The sequence below is a fragment of the Nocardia glycosmidis genome (assembly GCF_052545115.1).
In genome coordinates this window covers 144,822-163,718 of sequence record NZ_JBQWRH010000011.1, presented here as the reverse complement: position 1 = coordinate 163,718, position 18,897 = coordinate 144,822, and the positions used below count along the sequence as shown (strand labels likewise).

Below are 18,897 nucleotides of genomic sequence, written 5' to 3'. Positions count from 1 at the left end.
TGCCCGTCCCTACTTGGTGATCCAGGTGTCGTAGAGCCAGGTGCGGGCCGTGGACTCGGTGCTGAACCCGTGCACGGTCGGCGCCAGGCCGAAGACCTGGGTCTCGTCGTAGAGCGGAATCGCGTAGCCCTCGCCGAACACGCGGTCCTCGATCGCCTGCACCGCCTTGGCGCGCGCGGCCGGATCGAACTCGAAGGCCTGTGCGCGCACCAGATTGTCGAGGGTCTGGTCGGGGGCGGGTGCGAAGAACTCGTTCTGCGCGGTGCTGTCGAACGCGGTACGCAGCACATCGGCCTCGGCACGCGAGGTCTGGTTCTGCACCAGGGACCAGTTGTCGGGGCGGTTGTTGCGCAGCGAGTCGTACTCGGTCTGCGACACGCTGCGGATCACCACGTCGACGCCCGCCTTCTTCCACTGCGATTGCAGCAGCTCCAGCACCGGCTGCGACACCTGGTAGACCGGGGCCACCCACACGTCGAACTGGAGGCGCTTGCCGTCCTTGACCCGGATGCCGTCGTTGCCCTTCTTCCAGCCCGCGCCCTCGAGCAGCGAATTCGCCTTGGCCAGGTCGTAGTTCAGGTACCTGCGCGCGTCACCGCGGGATGGGGTGCCGTCGACCAGGATGGACGTCGGGATCGGGTAGCTGGGCGAGAGGACCGTCTTGTTGATCTCGGCGCGGTCGGTGGCGGCCTGCAGCGCGAGGCGAACGTCTTTCTCCCGGATCGGAGAATTCGAATCCAATTGCGCCGACAGCTTGTTCGTCTGTCCCTGAACCGGGAAGGCCACGATGCGGCCGCCGTTTGCGGTCACCGTTTCCTCGTCGTCGGGGGTGATGTTGCGGGAGATGTGCGCCTCACCCGACTGCAGTGCCCCCACGCGGGTGCCCGCCTCGTGCACCGTCTTGAACACGACCCGCTCGAGATAGGCCTTGCCTTGGTGAGCCGATCCTTCCGGCGCCCAGTTGTAATCCTCACGGCGGGTGAGGGTGATGCCGTTGTTGCCGTCGACCGACTCCACGACGAACGGACCCGATCCGATCCAGTTCTTCACTTGCCCTTGCCCGTTGAGATCCTTCTCCAGAAACGGCTTGGCCAGGATGGAACCGACCCGATAGAACGAGGCCACCTGGAGGAAGCCGGCATTGGGCTTGGTGAAGGCGACCTCGATGGTCAGCGGGTCGATCACTGTCGCGGCCTGGTAGTCGGAGAAGAACCGGTCCGGCGGGATGCCGAGGGTCTTGTCGCCGAGGGCGTGCTGGTCGTAGTTGGCCTTCACGATCGCCGCGTCGACCGGGTCGCCGTTGCTGAAGGTCACCCCTTTGCGCAGCCGGAAGGTGTACTTCAGCTTGTCGGGGCTGATCTCCCATGACTCGGCCAGCCAGGGCTTGATCTGCCCGGTCTTGGGATCTTGCCAGGTGAGGCGATCGGCGAGGTTGTTGGCGACCTGGCTGTTGGACCAGATCGAATTCGTCGGCAGCCAGGCGGTGTACTCGATCGGGTCGTAGAACCGGAGTGTGCCGCCGAACACGGGGTCGCCTGCTGCTTCTCCTGGCGCCGCCGCGCCACCGCAGGCGGCGAGCGCCGACGCGAGGGCGATGGCCACGGTGCCGGACGCCAGGAGCCTGCGGAATCGGATATTCCTCATTGCGGTGGTGGATCTTTCGTCGAAGCGGATGGTGACGGGTGTACTCCGGAGATTAGGTCCGCAACCGTCGCATTCCGCGATTTCGGATCGCCAAGAATGACTACACCGATATTGAAGTTTGTCTTAACAATCAGAGCGTTCGGAGGTGCACACAAACTGAACGTGCTCGACACGCCCGCGGGTCTCGACCCGCACCCGCATGTGGCCGTCGCCCGATCGGCACAGCGGAACTGCACAGAATCGCGCTGATCGTAAGGATTTCCTGGAATGTCGTCAGTGGCGAGTATGGGGATATCGGGATGCCAACCGATCGAAGCGAGGAATTCATGTACGACATTCGACGTCTGGTCCTGTTGCGTGATCTCGCGGAGCGAACCACCATGACCGCGGTGTCGGAATTGCATGGAATCACCACCTCGGCGGTGTCGCAACAGTTGCGCATCCTGGAGGAGGAAGTGGGCACCGTGCTCACCCGGCGCGAAGGCCGGGTGCTGCGCCTGACCCACGCGGGCCGGGTGCTGGTGGACTACACCTCGCGTGTCATCGCCGCCCTCGAGGAGGCCGAGAGCGCGGTGGCCGCGACCGCGGAGGCGATCACCGGGGTACTCACCCTGGCCACCTTCCGTACCGCGCAGACCCGCCTTGCGCTGCCCGCCGCCGCGAAGCTGATGAACGAGCATCCCGGTCTGCGGGTGCGGGTGGTGGACCTGAGGCCAGTGGATTCGGTGCCCGCGGTGCGCCAGCAGGAGGTCGATATCGCGATCACCTACTCGTATTCGTTCCGGGCTCGCGACCTGCCGCTCGGGCTGTCCTCGGAGTTCCTCTTCGATGATCCGCTGGTGTTGCTGGCCCCGCCGGGCCTGCGGGAACGGGCACGTCAGTATGGCTTGGCCGCGGTGCGCGATGCGGACTGGATCACCGCTCGCGACGGGGCGCCGTCGATCGTGTCGGTGCTGTATGCCTGCCGCCAAGCCGGTTTCGCCCCGCGTATCGAGCACCGCAGCGGCAGCTTCGCCGGGATGGCCGAGATCGTCGACCACGGGCTCGGTGTCGCGGTGGTACCGCAGATGTCGGTTCCGCCGGAGTACCGGCATTTGATCGCCTGCACCGTCACCGACGGGTCGCGGCAAGTCGGCGTGACCTACCGGCAGGCCGCGCTGGAACGGCCGGCCATCGGTGCGGCCATCCGCGCGCTGCGCGGCATCGCCGCACCCGAGCAATTGGCGTCATAGTCGTGGGCGACGTTCGGCAATGCGGGCCGCTCCGATACTGAATCGCGAATTTCTCGATAACCCCTGCACCATGCCCAGGACGCCTTTGTAGGCGGATTCCGGTGGGCGGCACAGATATACGTCCGATCGCTGACGTCGGTCGTGACGCGACCAGGAAAGTGACACCCGAATGACCACCGTGACACCAGCACAGACCGTGCCCGCCCCGGATGAGGTCGCATTCGCCGACACGCCGGCGTCGAGCGCGGGCCGCGCCGAGGAGCAACAGCCATGAACCGGCGACAGGTGCATCTCAACGTCAACATTCTCAACGCGGGAGTATTCGGCGGATCGTGGCGCTTCCCCGGCACCGATCCGGCGGCTTCTTTCACGCTCGACCACTACGTGCGCATCGCGCAGCGCGCCGAGGCGGCCACCTTCGACGCGATCTTCCTCGCCGACGGCCCCGCCATCCGGGAGGACATCCGATACCGGCCGTTCAACAGCCTCGAACCGACCGTCATCCTGGCCGCCGTCGCCGCGGCCACCGAACGCATCGGACTCATCGCCACCCTCTCGTCGAGCTACAACGACCCCTACGACGTGGCCCGCCGCTTCGCCTCGCTCGACCTGCTCAGCGGCGGTCGCACCGGCTGGAACGTCGTCACCACGGCGGGCGCCGACGCCGCCCGCAATTTCGGTTTCGACGCCGAACCGGCGCACGACGCCCGCTACGAACGCGCCGCCGAATTCGTCGAGGTGGTGCGCACGCTCTGGAACAGCTGGGAGCCCGGCGCTTTGATCGGTGACAAGGCCACCCACCGTTTCGCCGACCCGGCGCGTATCCACCGGGCCGATCACCGCGGCCCGCATTTCGACGTGGCGGGCCCGCTGAACGTGCCGCGCTCGCCGCAGGGCGAACCGGTGGTCGTGCAGGCGGGCGCGTCGAAGGACGGCCGAACACTGGCCGCCCGGGTCGGCGAGGTGATCTTCACCGCCGCCCAAACCGAGGACGAGGCGGGGGAGTACTACCGCGACGTCAAGGTCCGCGCCGCCGGATACGGTCGCCGTGCCGAGGACATCCTGGTGCTACCCGGCCTGTCCACGGTGATCGGCTCCACCGAGGCCGAAGCCGCGCAACGCAGGGAACTGCTCGCCGAACTGGTGCCCCCGGAGTACGCGCTCGACCGGTTGGCGAGCCAGCTCGGCGTCGATCGCGACAACCTGACCCTCGACGGTCCGCTGCCGTGGCACCTGCTCGCTGACCCCGACGAAGCAGGCGGCTCGCAGACGTTCTACAAGATCGCGCTCGGCCTGGCGCACCGCGAGAACCTGACCGTGCGGCAACTGCTGCGCAGGCTGGGTGGCGGCGCGGGCCACCGGATCGTCACCGGCACACCGGAACAGATCGCCGACGCGATCATCGACTGGGTCGACAAGGGCATCGCCGACGGTTTCAACCTGATGCCCGATGTGCTGCCCGGCGGTTTCGACGACTTCGTCGACGGCGTCGTGCCGATCCTGCGCGAGCGCGGGGTGTTCCGCACCGATTACGAGGCGACCACCCTGCGCGGTCACCTCGGACTGCCCATCCCCGGCTACCGGGGAACCGCCGCGGAAGGGGCTGCCTGATGGCACGCAGACTGCATTTCCTCGTCAATGTCGGCAGCGCCGGCTACCACCCGGCCGCCTGGCTCGAACCGGCCTTGCCCGCCGACGCGTTCATCCAGCTGTCGCACTATCAGCGAGTGGCCGTCGAGGCCGAACGCGGCGCCCTCGACGGGCTGCTGTTCCCCGACATCCCGGTGCAGCAGCCGGGGATCGCCCGCGCGCCCGCGGCCACCCTCGACCCGATCCTGCTCACCTCGGCGCTGGCCGTGTCGACCGAGCGCATCGGACTGATCCCCACCGCGACGACCTCGCTGAACCTGCCGTACAACCTGGCCCGAAGAATCCTGTCGCTCGACCACGTCAGCGGCGGCAGAGCGGGCTGGAACGTCGTCACCACCTTCGAGCCCGCCGCGGCACGCAACTTCGGCATCCGTGAACTACCCGAGCGCGACGAACGCTACCGGCGGGCGGGCGAGTATGTCGGCCTCACCGAGAAGCTTTGGGACAGCTGGGAATCCGATGCGGTGATCGGTGACCAGGCACTCGGCCGGTTCGCCGATGCCGACCGTGTGCACGCGGTCGAGCATCGCGGCGAGTTCTACTCGGTGGCGGGACCGCTGAACGTGCCGCGCTCGCCGCAAGGCCGCCCGGTCCTGGTGCAGGCCGGCGCCTCCCCACAGGGCCGCGCGTTCGCCGCCGCGCACGCCGAGGCGATCTACACGACCCAGCTGAGTCTGTCCGCCTCGCGTTCGTTCTCCGCCGAGATCCGCTCGGCCGCAGCGGCTTTCGGCCGCGACAAGGACGCGATCCGGATTCTGCCCGGGCTGGTCCCGGTGATCGGCGCGACCGAGGCCGAAGCCAGGGCACGCTTCGATGAGTTGCAGGGCCGCCTGCACCCCGACAGCGCGCCGGCGCGCCAGCTCGCCCGCTGGCTCGGCTACCCCGACGTGGAACTCGACCTCGACTCGCCGCTGCCACACCGGCTCACCACGCTGCCCGAAGGCCGGATCGGCCCGCAGGGCTTCTTCGCCGCGATCACCGGATACGCCCTCGAGACCGGACACACTGTGCGGCAACTGCTCACCGAATTCCTCGGCGGGCACCGCCTGGTGATCGGCACTCCGGTGACGGTGGCCGACCACATCGAGCTGTGGTTCCGCACCGGCGGCATCGACGGCTTCACTATCACCCCCGCCGTGCTGCCCGGTTATCTCACCGACTTCGTCGACCAAGTGGTGCCCGAGCTGCGCAAGCGCGGACTGTTCCGCCACGAGTACGAGCACACCACCCTGCGCGGTCACCTCGGGCTGCCCGAGCCCGCGAATTCCTTTGCCCGCGAGCCCGTCTCCGCTACCGGAATGTAGGCCGGTGCGCTGCCCTCGAGGGGGCTCGGCGTACGGCGTGATTCCCTACGGGGCGACGCCCACGCCGAGACCGCCGGCCCCGACGCTGAGCCCGCTGTCTCCGGAGTAGTTGCTCCCATCGCTGGAGTCCTGAGTCTTTCCGGTGCCGGCCCCGGGGTTGTTCGTCGATCCAGCGGCGTCGCCGCTGTCCTCGGTGGTCACCTTGCTGCCGACTCCCTATGGACGGCGGTGTCCGTCACCGGTCGCCGGCTCGGTCGGTGCGCTCTGTATCTGGATGACGCCGCGGTCGGTGTCGATGACGAACGGTGCGCCATCGGCGTTTTCGGTGCGGCGGGTCATCTGCATGCGATGTTGCTCTTCGACCAGGTGGCGGTTCGAGGGGTTGATCAAGGTTTGGGCGGCATTGAACAGTCCCGCGCCACCATTACCTCCACCCATGCGGCGCCAATGGATCCAGCCGCGGTTCTCGGCCCATACCGCCACTCGATCGAGCGCGACGAAGACTCCGACTATTCCGGCCAATCCAAGCCAAAAGCCCATTTCCGCTCCCTGACATTCCCCGATTTCGCCGCGCCCTGGCGTTCAGCGCAACATGGCCGATGCGGGCTTCCACGACACGATCCGCCCCATCCGCAGTATAGATCCTTGATAAGTCCGTGATCGATGAAAGCTATTGCGGCGGTGTCGATCAGCAGCTCTCAGCTTTCTCCCAGCCGGTGCGCAGGTTCTTTGCAGTGGCGGGGCCGATGGTTGTCGGTATGAGGAGCTTGCCGGCCACCACCGATCACCGTTTTCGTCCGATCGGTGCCGCTGCCGGGATCGCGCGGCGCGCAGCGACCGCCCGCTTCACCGACGCCCAGCATCGGATTCGGCGCTGCGGTCACCAGCGGGTCGTTGCGGCTGCCGCACCGGTGGCCGCCCACGGCCTCGCGTCACATCGAGTCGGCGGTGCTGATCGTGGCACACTTGGTGGTCACTGTCAGCCGCTTCGTCGCCTTCCGGTGGGTCCGCACCCACCCCCCGAACCGATGAGGGTCACCTTGCGCCGGATCCGAAACTACTTCGCCGCCGCCCCGGCCACACTGATCTACCTGTTCACCATCCTGGTGACCTGGTGGACGCTGCGCGGCGCCGACCAGAGGGTCGGCCACCGGCTCATCGTCAGCGCGTCGACCAACCTGCACAATCTGCGCACCGAACCGATGCAAGTGCTCGTGACCTCCGCGTTCTGGCTGGATCCTGGCAGCAATCCCACCGTGGCCGTTGTCGAATTCCTGGTGCTGATGGTCGCGGCCGAGCGCTGGCTCGGCACCCCGCGCTGGATCGCGACTTTCGCGCTCGGACACATCGGCGCGACCCTCATCGTCGCGACCGGAATCGCTTACGCCGCCGACCGCCACCTGTTGACGACCCGCGAGATCGCCCACGCCACCGACGTCGGATACAGCTACGGCTTCATGGCAGTGGCCGCGATCTTCGCCTACCGTTTCCGCGGAATCGTGCGCCTCGCCTGGGCCACCACACTTGCCGTAATCCTGGGCATCGCAGCCTGGCGGGGACAGACTTTCACCGACTACGGCCACCTCACCGCAATGACGCTCGGCCTGGCCGCCTACCCCGCCGCGAGACTGATCGCCACCGGATGGCGCCGCATCCGAATCATTCGCCGGTACTCCGCTCACGCTCGGCCGCACGTTGTCGCTACCGTTGGTACGGAATGGGCAACGCCGGCGCAGACGGTCCGAGCCGCTCCCTCGACGGTCGAGCCCGATATCGACCGCGGCGCCGGCGGCATCCCCGTCTAGAGCTCAGCGGTTGTCACAGCAACCTCACCGCTTGCTCACAGGTTGCCTTGGAGTCCGGCGTGCTGAATGGGTCATCGTGACCACATCACTCATGGACACCTCATCGGTGCTACCGCCGCAGTCCGCGGCCCCTCGCATGCCCGATAGATTCGCCGGCACCGCCGCTGAACGTGCCGGTCTGGTCGTGCTGCTGATCGCGACAGCGGTGCTGTATCTGTGGAACATCACTGTCAATGGCATGGGCAACCAGTTCTACGCCGGCGCCGCCTGGGCCGGTTCGAAGAACTGGGAGGCCCTGCTGTTCGGCTCCCTGGATCCCGCCAACTTCATCACGGTCGACAAGCCGCCGGTGTCGCAGTGGGTGATGGGTCTGTCCGGCCGCATCTTCGGCTTCTCGAGCGCCAGCATGCTGATCCCCGAGGCGCTGATGGCTGTGGCCGCGGTGGCGCTGCTGTACGGTGCGGTCCGGCGGGTGACGCGCAGTGGCTATCCGGCCCTGTTCGCCGCTGCCGCGCTGGCGTTGACGCCGGTCGCCGCACTGATGTTCCGTTTCAACAACCCGGACGCGGTCATGGTCCTGCTCATGATGGCGGCCGCCTATGCGACCGTGCGGGCCATCGAACGCGCGTCGACCACCTGGATTCTGCTGGCCGGCACGGCGCTGGGCTTCGCCTTCCTGGCGAAGATGCTCGAGGGTCTGCTGGTGCTGCCTGCACTGGGTCTGGCCTATCTCGTGGCCGCGCCCAATCCGCTGCGCAACCGCATAGTGCAACTGTTCGGCGCACTGCTCGCGATGGTGTTGTCCAGCGGTTGGTACGTGCTGGTCACCGTGCTGTGGCCGGCGTCGAGTCACCCGTATCTGGCCGGATCGACGAACAACAACTTCATGAACCTGGTGCTGGGCTACAACGGCTTTGCGCGGGTGCTCGGCCGCAATCACGGTGGCGGCGCGGGCGGACCGGCGCACGGTCCGGCCACGGCGCCGAATGCGGCGGCCGGAGCCCCGCAGATGCCGGCGGGCGGGCGCGGTGGATTCGGCGACCAGGTTCGAGGGGTGGAACGCCTGTTCACCGGCGAGTTCGGGTTCGAGATCGGCTGGCTGCTGCCCGCCGCGCTGTTGGCTGTGGTGCTGGTGCTCGTCTCCCGCGGCCGGGCGCCGCGCACCGACCTCGTGCGGGCGGCCGCGATTGTCTTCGGCGGCTGGATCATCATCGCCGGCGGTCTGCTCAGCTTTATGAAAAGCATGGTGCACCCGTATTACTGCCTGTCGATCGCTCCGGCCGTGGCCGGAATGCTTGCGGTCGGGGTCCATGAGATGTGGACCAAGCGGCACACGATCTTCGGCCGCTTCGGTCTGGCTGCCCTGGTGGCGGTCACCGGGGTGTGGAGTTTCGTGTTGCTGCACCGCAACAGCGGTTGGCATCCCGACCTGCGCTGGGCGATTGTGGCGGTGACAATCGTGGCGGCGATGCTGGTTGCGCTGCCGTGGACGCACCGCACGCATGCGCGGCTGGCGGCCGGCGTGCTGACGGTGGGCCTGATCGGCAGTCTGTCGGGTACAGCGGCCTATTCCTTCGCCACTATCGGCACCGCGCACTCGGGCGGCGGGCCGACGGTGGGACCGGCACGAGCGGCGGGCCCCGGTGGCCCCGGCGGCTTCGGACAGAACCAGGCCAACCCGCAGCTGGCGGCGCTGCTGAAGGCGACCAACTCGACGTGGGCCGCGGCGATCAACGGCTCGTCCGCCGCGGCCGGGCTGGAGTTGCAGAGCGACAAGGCGGTCATGGCCATCGGCGGCTTCTCGGGCAGCGATCCGACACCGACGCTGGCGCAGTTCCAGACCGACGTGCAGGACGGCAGGGTCAGCTACTACATCGTCCAGAACAACGGTCGCGACCGTGGTGCGAACAATGGCCAGACGAACGGTGGCGACCCGGGCGCGAACAACCGCCATGATCCAGCAACGGCACCGATTCCCGGCAGCGGGCAGCCGAACCCGCAACAAGGCGACGCCGATCCCACCGACGCTCCCGGCGGCCCAGGCGGCTTCGGCCGCAACCAGCACACCGACATCACCGACTGGGTGACCGCCCATTTCGCTCCCGAGCAGGTCGGCAACGCGACGGTTTACCACCTGACCGGCTATCACGGATAACCCTCCGGCCCGGCGGGCATTCGATTCGGTTGCCCGCCGGGCCTTTTCGGTGTCCTGGCGACGACACGGCCGATGACTCGCCACCGGAAAACCTTGGTTGCGAAGTCGGCCGAGTGCTGGAGCTTCACGGCGGCAGAGCAGGGCGAACGCAGGCAGGGTGACTGTGGTGAGTGATCGAGCGGCCCGGAGCGGGTCAGGCTCTGCGCACAAGCCGCGGATTCACCCTCCGAAGGGAAACAACATGTCCGTTGGCTAGGAATGTGATCGGCCGCGGGGCAGAATAGTTGCAGGATGATTGCTCGAGGGTGTGATCTGTCGCGTTCGACAGGTCACTTCGCCACTGATCGAGGGGCGAAACTGACGACATGCACCGAGACGGCGAGCGCCCGAAAGGGCTCAGTGTTTCCGCGCTGGCGGCGGTAGCCAATCCGTCGTACTCGCGAATCGACACCTGGAATCTGCTCGACGACGCGTGCCGCCGGCTCGCCGAGGTCAACCAGGCGGGGCTGGACACCACCCACGAAGCCGCCCAGGTTCGGCGCCTGCTCGATCGTCTCGGCGCCTACGAGCGGTACTGGCTGTACCCGGGCGCGGAAAGGCTCGCGGCGCTGCGCGGATATCTCGCCGATCTGGCGACGGTGCGGCTCACCGAGGAAGTGTCGCTGGCCGTACGCCTGCTCTCCGAGTACGGCGACCGCGCCGCTGTGTTCGACCTATCCGCGCCGTTGGCCGATCAGGAACTCGTCGCGCGGGCCAAACAGCAGCAGTTCTACACCGTTCTGCTCGGTGACGACTCCCCACCCGAGGCTCCCGAGGGCCTGGCGGAGAGTTTGCGGGCGCTGCGCGACCCCTCGGATGACGTGCAGTTCGAGCTGCTCGTCGTGGCCAGCATCGAGGACGCCATCACCGCCGTAGCGTTGAACGGCGAGATCCAGGCGGCGATCATCCGGCACGACCTGCCGCTTCGTTCCCGCGACCGGGTGCCCTTGATGACCACGTTGCTCGGCGCCAACGACGACGTGGTCGTGACCGACCGCACCGACGACTGGATCGAATGCGGCGAGTGGATCAGGAAGCTGCGGCCGCATATCGACCTGTATCTGCTCACCGACGAGTCGATCGCCGCGGAGACCGCGGACGAGCCCGACGTCTACGATCGCACGTTCTATCGGCTCAACGACGTCACCGACCTGTACAGCACGGTGCTCGCCGGCGTCCGGAGCCGGTTCGCCACCCCGTTCTTCGATGCCCTGCGTGCCTATGCGGCCGCACCGGTCGGCCAATTCCACGCCCTTCCCGTCGCGCGTGGCGCCAGCATCTTCAACTCCAAGTCGCTGCAGGACATGGGCGAATTCTATGGCCGCAACATCTTCATGGCGGAGACGTCGTCCACCTCCGGCGGGCTGGACTCACTGCTGGACCCCCAGGGCACGATCAGGGCGGCGATGGACAAAGCCGCCCGGACGTGGTGTGCCGATCAGACCTACTTCGTGACCAATGGAACATCCACCGCGAACAAGATTGTCGTGCAGGCCCTGACCCGGCCGGGCGACATCGTTCTGATCGACCGCAATTGCCATAAGTCGCACCACTACGGCCTGGTGCTCGCCGGTGCGTACCCGATGTACCTGGACGCCTACCCGCTCGAGCCGTTCGCGATCTACGGAGCCGTGTCCCTGCACACCATCAAGAAGGCGCTGCTGGACCTCGAGGCGGCGGGACAATTGGACCGGGTGCGCATGCTGCTGCTGACCAACTGCACCTTCGACGGTATCGTCTACAACCCCCGGCGCGTGATGGAGGAGGTCCTGGCGATCAAGCCGGACATCTGCTTCCTGTGGGACGAGGCGTGGTACGCGTTCGCCACCGCGGTGCCGTGGGCACGGCAGCGGACCGCGATGGTTGCCGCTCAGCAACTCGAATCGGCGTTGTCGTCGCCCGGATACGCCGAGCAGTACCGCAGGTGGCGTGCGTCGATGCAAGGAGTCGACCGTGCCGGGTGGAGCGACCGCCGGCTGCTTCCCGACCCCGAGCGTGCGCGGGTACGCGTGTACGCGACGCATTCCACGCACAAGTCGCTGTCAGCGCTTCGGCAGGCGTCGATGATCCATATCCGCGACCAGGACTTCAAAGCTCTCGTCCGCGAGGCGTTCGCGGAGGCGTTCCTGACCCATACCTCGACCTCGCCGAACCAGCAACTGCTGGCCTCGCTGGACTTGGCGCGTCGGCAGGTCGACATCGAGGGCTTCCAGCTGGTCCGGCAGGTCTACGACATGGCGCTGGTGTTCCGGCACCGCGTCCGCAAAGACCGGCTGATCGGCAAGTGGTTCCGCATCCTCGACGAGGCGGACCTGGTGCCCGACGAGTTCCGGCCCTCCGAAGTCACCTCGTACCGGCAGGTCAGGCAAGGTGGCCTGGCGGAGTGGAACGAGGCGTGGCGGTCGGATCAGTTCGTGCTCGACCCGACCCGGGTCACCCTGTTCCTCGGCAAGACCGGGATGAACGGGTACGAGTTCCGCGAGAAGATCCTGATGGACCGGTTCGGCATCCAGATCAACAAGACCTCGATCAACAGTGTGCTGCTGATCTTCACGATCGGCGTCACCTGGTCGAGCGTGCACTACCTGCTCGACGTGCTGCGTCGAGTGGCAACCGACTTCGAGAGCAGCCGCGGCGGCGACGGCAAGGCCGATCGCGCCCTGCACAAGCGCCGGGTCGACGAGATCACCAAGGAGCTGCCGGCGCTGCCCGACTTCAGCGAGTTCGACAGCGCGTTTCGTCCCGACGGCGCCAGCTCGTTCGGTGACATGCGATCGGCCTTCTACGCCGGGTACGAGGAGGCCGACCGCGAACATGTCCTGCTCGGCGACGCCGGGCGCCGGCTCGCCAAGGGAAAGCCCCTTGTGTCCGCCACCTTCGTGGTCCCTTATCCGCCCGGCTTCCCGGTGCTGGTCCCGGGGCAGGTGATTTCGACGGAGATCCTGTATTTCCTGGCCGAGGTCGACGTCAAGGAAATTCACGGTTACAACCCCGACCTCGGGTTGTCGGTCTTTACCGAGGCCGCGCTCGCGCGGCTGAACGGAGCTCGGCACGCAAGTGCCGCGGTGTTCGCAGGTGTAGATACCGCATCGAGTTCCCGATTTTGACCGGGCAGTTGCCGGCCTGGACCGCGCGGCCGGGGTCGGCGGCATCGGACGGCCGGGTCAGGTCTCTAATTCTGTTGTGGCGCTGCCGATCAGGGCTGTGGTGTCATCGAGTGCGGTGATCCGCGCGATGACGAGCCGCGCGCAACCACTGAATGTTTTCTCTCCGCCGCCAGGCCAGAGGAAGCAATCACCGGGTCCGGCCGGTTGCTCGTCGAGATATCCCGCACCGGCGGCCAGAAACAGCGCTGTCATCGAATCCGGGCTCGTACGTACGATATGCCGGTCGGCGACCTGGAGTGCATCCACTTCGGCCTTTGCGGAGTCTCTGTCGACCATCACATTGAATGCTTCGGTGGGACCCGTGACCTCGCAGAACGGAACCTGTTCGCCATGGAATGCGAATGGATGGCAGGGAAGCAGATGCTGCGAGGTGTCGGCGAATCGCAGCGTGACCGGATGTTGCCCCACTACGGTGAAGACACGGCCGATTCCCGGAAGTGGTGAAAATTGCGCATTCGCGCTCAGCTCGGCGACACTGAGGCGCCAGGTGGGCAGGCCGCTGTCCGCGATTGTGCCCCTGGCTATCTCTCCGGTGACGCCACTGCCGTTCACCCATGGTGTGATACGCCGATCGGAGGCGTGCACCGTGAATACCGTGTTGGGCAATTGATGTCCTTTGGAGTGCGAATCTTCCGACAAAGACTACTGCGGGTTCATCCGAGACTGGACCGCAGGCCCCAGAGCGTGCCCGAGTAAGCGATGTTATCGGTCATCATTTCGACGCTGACGAAAGACCGCCGTCGAGGCGTACCCGCCGCAACCGGTGAGCGGCGTTCGCGGCCACCTGGTGACCGATTCATGGCAGCCGCATGAGATCCCGCCCACGTCCTGAGGAAAGATGTTGGCTATGACCGCATCTCGACTGTTTCGTTCCTTGGTGGGTGCCGTGCCAGCGGTGCTCGCCGCCGTCAGTTTCACCGCAGCCGGAGGGGTTGCGACTGCACAGGCCGCGCCCGGTATTCCTTCGGTCCCCGGTGCCGTGCAGCGACTGCAGCTCCCAGCCGGCCAGAACCACACGGAGACCAGTGGCACCGTCGCCCAGGGCAAGTCCGACAGCTACTCCATCGCCACAGCGCCGGGGCAGCGTCTGAGCTTCGACGTCGCCTCCTCGAGCGGCAATGCCCGCGTCTCGGTGGCCCCGCTGATCGGGCCGCAGGTCGCCAACGAGGTCCCGCACGCCGATCTCGTCGCCGACGGCAACGACTACCAGATCGTCATCTCCTCCGCCGACGGCAGGCCGGTCGGCTACACCCTGACGATCACCGCCGTCTGACGCTCGATCAGTCCCGTTTCTTCCGCCGGCCTGATGGCTCCGCGCCTTCAGGCCGGCGCGTGGCCGAGCAGATGCGGTCGTTTCGCTGCCGGCCTGCGTCGTCGGGCGTACGCTCTCCGGTGCGGTATGCACGTTCTCTCCTGAGCAACCACGCAGTTTCTGCTCGATTCCGCTCGGACTCCAGGTCCGGGTGGTTACCGATCCAGATCGCACGGAACCAGGAAAGGAGATCGTCATGAAAGCCACACGCATTGCCCGGTGGGGCCTGCTCCCGTTGGTTGTTGCAGCGGCCGGTCTGCTGACCCCGGCAACCGTCTCCGCGCAGGAGATGTGGACCTACACCTGTCAGGAATCCGGGATCCTGTCCGAGGGCACGCTCGCGGCGCTGGACTGCACGGCATCGAACGGTGCACCCGAAACGGGTGAGATCACGCAACCGTTTCTCGTGCAGTCCCGCAACCAAGTGACCTGCATGGGTGGCGGGACATCACGGGCGTCGCTCCCCGACTTCGTGCGAGGGACCGGATGCCAATAGGCCGGATCCGGCCTGCGGGCGGCGGATCACCGGCTGACCGGTCACCGGTCGCCGTCGCGGAGATCGCTTCGGCACGGTCGCGCATTCCCGAACGCGCAACGCCGTGACCACGTCCCGGACCGTGTCTCGCGGGAATCGCATGCCCGCGGGACACGGTCGTGCGTTGCGATCGCGGTGACCCCATCGGATAGCGCCCGAAATGACGGCGACAACGCGACCAGATCGGTAGGTGTTTCGATGATGCGAGCTGAGGGAGACGCGTGGGACATCGTCAGCAGCGTGGGCCTCACCGCGCTGGGAGTCGCGCTCTTCCGGGCGTTGGAGGCGAACCTGCCCGATCCGCTGATCCGGGACGATTTCGCGCCGCTGTTCGTCCAGGCGTCCGGGGAACCGCATTTCACCCGGTTGTTGGCCGATCCCTCCGTGCTGGCCGGGACGCCGTTGCTGCCCGGATTCATGGGTATCCGGACGAAGTTCTTCGACGAGTTCTTCTCCTCGGCTGCCGGGGATGGCGTGCGGCAAGCCGTCATTGTCGCCGCCGGCTTGGACGCGCGGGCGTACCGTCTCGACTGGCCGGCGGGCACCACGGTGTTCGAGATCGACCAGCCGAAAGTCTTGGATTTCAAGGAGCAGGTCCTCGCCGAACACGGTGCGCGGCCGAAAGCCGACCGCCGGACGGTGGCGGTGGATTTGCGCGAGGATTGGCCGGCCGCCTTGCGAAAGGCGGGCTTCGACCCCGGCAGGCCCACCGCATGGTCGGCGGAGGGTTTGTTGCCGTATCTTCCGGGCGCGGCGCAGGACGCCTTGTTCGAGCAGATCAACCAGCTGTCGGCACCCGGTAGCCACCTCGCGGTGGAGAGCTTCGTGGCCGGAACCGACGTCGAACGTTTCGCGAGTCTGGAGGCGAAATATTTCGACAAGAGCTGGTTCGGCGGTATCGACCCCACCGAGCTGTTCTACGACGACAAACGCGCCGATCCGGCGCCATGGCTGGCGGAAACCGGCTGGGCGGTGCAGGCGTTCAGCCCAGCCGAACTGGGCCGAACCTACGGCCGACCACACCTGGACCTGCCGGACGAACTCGCCGAACTGTGGGAACAACCGAGATATCTGATCGCAGTGCGGCGGTAACGCCACGATGGTCTCCGTAGGGCGCGCTTGTCGTCCGTCGACATGAAGCCACCTCGGAGCCTCCCGGCGTTCGGCTGAGTTGATCGGCACTGGTACGGTTCGTACCGATTTGCCCAGTGGCCGTAGGTCATTGCCGGGTTGATCTTTGATCGGCCCTGGTAGCGGCTGTGCCCTGACCTCAGCCCAAGGAAGGATGATCCGCCATGCCTATCAAGACGCTGCAAATTCCCACCGCGGACGGCCAGGCCGACGCTTTCGCCGCATTCCCCGACGGTGGTGGACGGTACCCGGCGGTACTGATGTACCCGGACGCCTTCGGTGTGCGGCGGGTGTTGCGGGAGATGGCCGGCGAACTGGCCGGACACGGGTACTACGTGCTCGTCCCCAACGTCTTTTACCGGCACGGCCCGGCGCCGGTGATGGAAATTCCCGAACACATCTCAGAAGAGGTCCGGCCCGCCGTCTTCGGGCAGCTGATGCCCCTGATCAAAGCGCACACCGTCGAATGTGCCCTGCGCGACGCCGACGCCTACCTCGAGTTCCTCACCAGCCAGCCCGAAGTCAGCGCCGGACCGGTCGGCGTGATGGGCTACTGCATGGGCGCAGGATTGGCGATGCGCACCGCGACGGCCTACCCCGACAAGGTGGCCGCCGTCGCCGGATTCCATCCCAGCCCCCTGGTCACGGACGCGCCCGACAGCCCGCACCGCCTGTTCCCCAAGCTCACCGCGCAAGTCCACCTCGGCCTCGCGGAAGGCGACATCACGTCCGACGACGACATCACCCAGCTCAACCAGGCCCTGGATGGTGCCGGAGTCGGCTACAGCACCGAGGTATACCCCGGCACCACCCACGGCTTCACCATGTCCGACACCGATGCCTTCGACGCCTCCGCGCTGCAGCGTCACTGGGATCGCGTGCTCCCCCTTTTCGCTCGCACGCTGACCAACAGCTGAGGCTCCGGCTCGGAAACCGAACCTGAAGTACACGCCTCCCCGGAGCCTTCGGCTCGCCCGCCCGCCGCAACGTAGCGGCCGGGACCTGGTGACCGTGGGCCCCGGGAAGGTTCGCGGCGCCATCGACGTCAGCGAACCGGCGTGGGCGGGGTGACTGCGGCGAAGTGCCATGGCCGCAACGATCGGATTACCGAACCACAGCCCTTCCCCGTGGCTACTACCGCCGTGTGGGCAACGTCGTGGCCGGATTCGAGTCAGCCGAGTACCTCGAGGTGGTGCCGTCAGGTGCACCGATTGTCCCGCACACACGCGAGCAGGAGCTGGGTGATGTCGGCTCGCGGCGGCGTCGTGGAGCGCGGCTGGGGGGCCAGCGGGATCTGCGTGAAGTCGGCGGCATGCGCCGCGCCGAGTTGAGTGGCGGAGCGGAAACCGTAGCGGTTCCACGCGATCGCCTGGATTTTCGGATCCTGTAGGGCCGTGATCAGCTGATGAGCGGGAGCGGTGAGGGCGAGGATCGGATTGCTGTTGAAGATGGTCGGATCCGGATACAGCATCCGGGCATTCGCCAGCAGCGCCTCGGTGGCAGGACGGTTGTCGCGGTAGTCGACCAGTTGCCGCAGGATCTGGCTTTCGTATCCGGCGTAGAGCGTGGCCGCTCCTTGGATGAGCCACTCCCGGAAACCGCCGTCGGAGCTGTCGGACTGCAAGCCCTGCGCGTCGTAGAGTTCGCGTACGGCCGGCAGACCGGATCTGGCCTCGACCAGGGTGGGCGGTTGAAAGACGTCGTTCGAGGCGATGACCGTCAATTCCAGTTGCAGCAGGGTGAATCCGGAGTTCGACGATTTCGGGTCCGTGCTCGTGATGCGGATGGGACCGGCCAGGTCACGCGCTCCCAGCGATGGCCACTTCTGCTTGGGTAGCACGAAATCCAGCAGCAAGCGCTTGAAATCGACGATGTAGTAGGAATTGTCGCGCTGCGCCACGATTCCTGCGCGGACGAGCGCGTCGGTGGCTGCCACGCCGGCGTAGATCACCTCCGGAGTTTCCAGCACCGATTCGGCGCGATAGTCCGGGAAGTCACCGGTGTTGTGCGCTGCTTCGAACACGCTGCGTGCGCTCGCCGAGGACGGCCACAAGCAGTCGATCTTCTGATTGCGCAGCTGGTCGGTGGGCAGCTGTACCAAGTCATAGGAGCCGCGCTTGTCGAAGCGCACCTCGAGCCCGTAATCATCGCGCAGGATGGCGCGGACGTCGGCATCGGCCATGAGCGCGGACTTCTCGGAGCCACCGAGACAGGTGAGCGCTCGGACCGCGACCGGGGTCTCGTCCGCCTTGCGTATCACCACGACACCCACGGCGATGGCGATCACGGCGACCATGATCGCGAGGATGGCAGGGAGACGGGATCTGTTCATAGCTCCTCGCTCGAGGGCAGCTGCGGGGGATTCATGAGTTCCAGGTGCGCCAGGTCCCGGAAGAAGGACTCGAGGTTCGCCTCGCCGGCCTGTTCGGCACCGTGCGCGGCGAAGGTTTCGAATCCGGCGAGTACGCGGCGGCTACGAGCCAGCAACGCCTCGGCATCACGGTAGGACGAGCGGTGGTCCTGGATTTCCAGGTACCGCCGTAGCGCCGACTCCACACTCGCCAGATACTCGAGCAGCTTGTGCGCGGTCATGGACAGGTTTGCGGGATCGACCGTCCCGGTACGCTGCAGCAGGCGCGGAATGATGTCGCACGCCCGCAGCAGCGAGGCGCGGGTCTCGGCATCGCTGACGCGGGCTGCCAGCACCGCCACCCGCCGGTTGGTTTTCGATACTCGTCGCGCCAGTCGGCTGCCCTTGGTGGCGACGGAAACCTGCTGTCCGGCAAGAGCGGTGAGCACGGCCGCCCCCGCCGCCACCAGCATCGCGCCGATCGGTGAGCCGATCACGGCATAGAGACCGAGGAAGGCGGACACGAGTACGACCAGCGCCGCGATCAACGCGGCATTACCCGGCACCGCCGGC

General features: G+C 66.8%; 15 protein-coding genes. 10 read left to right on the top strand and 5 right to left on the bottom strand.

Annotation, left to right across the window (positions count from 1 at the left end; translation table 11 throughout):
- Positions 1-9: 9 nt before the first annotated feature.
- On the bottom strand, positions 10-1,644 hold the full coding sequence (locus tag ACT86A_RS16125) for an ABC transporter substrate-binding protein (protein WP_445092947.1): 1,635 nt from the start codon (positions 1,642-1,644) through the stop codon (positions 10-12).
- Between the two features lie 299 nt (positions 1,645-1,943).
- Here ACT86A_RS16125 and ACT86A_RS16120 point away from each other — a divergent pair, with 299 nt between their 5' ends.
- The 3 genes from ACT86A_RS16120 to ACT86A_RS16110 all read left to right on the top strand — a co-directional run bounded on the left by ACT86A_RS16120 (position 1,944) and on the right by ACT86A_RS16110 (position 5,830).
- The gene (locus tag ACT86A_RS16120; protein WP_445092946.1) at positions 1,944-2,876 is read left to right on the top strand and encodes a LysR family transcriptional regulator; all 933 of its coding nucleotides are present in this window, start codon (positions 1,944-1,946) and stop codon (positions 2,874-2,876) included.
- A gap of 270 nt (positions 2,877-3,146) precedes the next feature.
- A complete protein-coding gene (locus ACT86A_RS16115; protein WP_445092945.1) occupies positions 3,147-4,487 on the top strand; it encodes an LLM class flavin-dependent oxidoreductase in 1,341 nt (446 codons plus the stop codon).
- Complete coding sequence (locus ACT86A_RS16110; RefSeq protein ID WP_445092944.1) at positions 4,487-5,830, top strand: NtaA/DmoA family FMN-dependent monooxygenase; 1,344 nt, start codon at positions 4,487-4,489, stop codon at positions 5,828-5,830. Before ACT86A_RS16115 ends, ACT86A_RS16110 begins: the two co-directional genes overlap by 1 nt.
- A 216-nt stretch (positions 5,831-6,046) precedes the next feature.
- On the opposite strand, the gene ACT86A_RS16105 is transcribed toward ACT86A_RS16110, so the two are convergent.
- Positions 6,047-6,370 carry a DUF6191 domain-containing protein gene (locus ACT86A_RS16105; protein ID WP_445092943.1) on the bottom strand — a complete coding sequence of 108 codons (324 nt, stop codon included), beginning with the start codon at positions 6,368-6,370 and terminating at the stop codon, positions 6,047-6,049.
- A 500-nt stretch (positions 6,371-6,870) separates the two neighbouring features.
- Between ACT86A_RS16105 and ACT86A_RS16100 the strand changes: the two genes are divergently transcribed.
- The 3 genes from ACT86A_RS16100 (at position 6,871) to ACT86A_RS16090 (ending at position 12,936) form a co-directional block, all read left to right on the top strand.
- Positions 6,871-7,635 (top strand): rhomboid-like protein, encoded by a 765-nt coding sequence (locus ACT86A_RS16100; protein WP_445092942.1) that lies wholly within the window; start codon positions 6,871-6,873, stop codon positions 7,633-7,635.
- Positions 7,636-7,771: 136 nt separating this feature from the next.
- Positions 7,772-9,790: an ArnT family glycosyltransferase gene (locus ACT86A_RS16095; protein ID WP_445092994.1), complete on the top strand. Its 2,019-nt coding sequence runs from the start codon at positions 7,772-7,774 to the stop codon at positions 9,788-9,790.
- A 365-nt stretch (positions 9,791-10,155) separates the two neighbouring features.
- Positions 10,156-12,936: an aminotransferase class I/II-fold pyridoxal phosphate-dependent enzyme gene (locus ACT86A_RS16090; protein WP_445092941.1), complete on the top strand. Its 2,781-nt coding sequence runs from the start codon at positions 10,156-10,158 to the stop codon at positions 12,934-12,936.
- A 57-nt stretch (positions 12,937-12,993) separates the two neighbouring features.
- Here the strand turns inward: ACT86A_RS16090 and ACT86A_RS16085 are convergent, their stop codons facing one another.
- Complete coding sequence (locus ACT86A_RS16085; protein WP_445092940.1) at positions 12,994-13,602, bottom strand: HutD/Ves family protein; 609 nt, start codon at positions 13,600-13,602, stop codon at positions 12,994-12,996.
- Positions 13,603-13,843: 241 nt separating this feature from the next.
- Here ACT86A_RS16085 and ACT86A_RS16080 point away from each other — a divergent pair, with 241 nt between their 5' ends.
- The 4 genes from ACT86A_RS16080 (at position 13,844) to ACT86A_RS16065 (ending at position 16,891) form a co-directional block, all read left to right on the top strand.
- Positions 13,844-14,269 (top strand): hypothetical protein, encoded by a 426-nt coding sequence (locus tag ACT86A_RS16080; RefSeq protein ID WP_445092939.1) that lies wholly within the window; start codon positions 13,844-13,846, stop codon positions 14,267-14,269.
- A 235-nt stretch (positions 14,270-14,504) separates the two neighbouring features.
- Entirely contained in the window at positions 14,505-14,804 is a 300-nt protein-coding gene (locus tag ACT86A_RS16075) for a hypothetical protein (RefSeq protein ID WP_445092938.1), read from the top strand.
- Positions 14,805-15,044: 240 nt separating this feature from the next.
- Entirely contained in the window at positions 15,045-15,935 is an 891-nt protein-coding gene (locus tag ACT86A_RS16070; RefSeq protein ID WP_445092937.1) for a class I SAM-dependent methyltransferase, read from the top strand.
- Positions 15,936-16,138: 203 nt separating this feature from the next.
- Positions 16,139-16,891 carry a dienelactone hydrolase family protein gene (locus ACT86A_RS16065; RefSeq protein WP_445092936.1) on the top strand — a complete coding sequence of 251 codons (753 nt, stop codon included), beginning with the start codon at positions 16,139-16,141 and terminating at the stop codon, positions 16,889-16,891.
- Positions 16,892-17,172: 281 nt separating this feature from the next.
- On the opposite strand, the gene ACT86A_RS16060 is transcribed toward ACT86A_RS16065, so the two are convergent.
- Both ACT86A_RS16060 and ACT86A_RS16055 read right to left on the bottom strand, forming a co-directional pair.
- Complete coding sequence (locus ACT86A_RS16060) at positions 17,173-18,306, bottom strand: hypothetical protein (RefSeq protein WP_445092935.1); 1,134 nt, start codon at positions 18,304-18,306, stop codon at positions 17,173-17,175.
- A complete protein-coding gene (locus ACT86A_RS16055; protein WP_445092934.1) occupies positions 18,303-18,890 on the bottom strand; it encodes a hypothetical protein in 588 nt (195 codons plus the stop codon). The genes ACT86A_RS16060 and ACT86A_RS16055 overlap by 4 nt, the downstream gene beginning before the upstream one ends.
- Positions 18,891-18,897: the final 7 nt, after the last annotated feature.

What these genes read in the sequence shown, in the direction of transcription:
- ACT86A_RS16125 (WP_445092947.1), bottom strand. Translation starts at nt 1,644, where the DNA reads ATGAGGAATATCCGATTCCGCAGGCTCCTGGCGTCCGGCACCGTGGCC.
- ACT86A_RS16120 (WP_445092946.1), top strand. Translation starts at nt 1,944, where the DNA reads ATGCCAACCGATCGAAGCGAGGAATTCATGTACGACATTCGACGTCTG.
- ACT86A_RS16115 (WP_445092945.1), top strand. Translation starts at nt 3,147, where the DNA reads ATGAACCGGCGACAGGTGCATCTCAACGTCAACATTCTCAACGCGGGA.
- ACT86A_RS16110 (WP_445092944.1), top strand. Translation starts at nt 4,487, where the DNA reads ATGGCACGCAGACTGCATTTCCTCGTCAATGTCGGCAGCGCCGGCTAC.
- ACT86A_RS16105 (WP_445092943.1), bottom strand. Translation starts at nt 6,370, where the DNA reads ATGGGCTTTTGGCTTGGATTGGCCGGAATAGTCGGAGTCTTCGTCGCG.
- ACT86A_RS16095 (WP_445092994.1), top strand. Translation starts at nt 7,772, where the DNA reads ATGCCCGATAGATTCGCCGGCACCGCCGCTGAACGTGCCGGTCTGGTC.
- ACT86A_RS16090 (WP_445092941.1), top strand. Translation starts at nt 10,156, where the DNA reads ATGCACCGAGACGGCGAGCGCCCGAAAGGGCTCAGTGTTTCCGCGCTG.
- ACT86A_RS16080 (WP_445092939.1), top strand. Translation starts at nt 13,844, where the DNA reads ATGACCGCATCTCGACTGTTTCGTTCCTTGGTGGGTGCCGTGCCAGCG.
- ACT86A_RS16075 (WP_445092938.1), top strand. Translation starts at nt 14,505, where the DNA reads ATGAAAGCCACACGCATTGCCCGGTGGGGCCTGCTCCCGTTGGTTGTT.
- ACT86A_RS16070 (WP_445092937.1), top strand. Translation starts at nt 15,045, where the DNA reads ATGCGAGCTGAGGGAGACGCGTGGGACATCGTCAGCAGCGTGGGCCTC.
- ACT86A_RS16065 (WP_445092936.1), top strand. Translation starts at nt 16,139, where the DNA reads ATGCCTATCAAGACGCTGCAAATTCCCACCGCGGACGGCCAGGCCGAC.
- ACT86A_RS16060 (WP_445092935.1), bottom strand. Translation starts at nt 18,306, where the DNA reads ATGAACAGATCCCGTCTCCCTGCCATCCTCGCGATCATGGTCGCCGTG.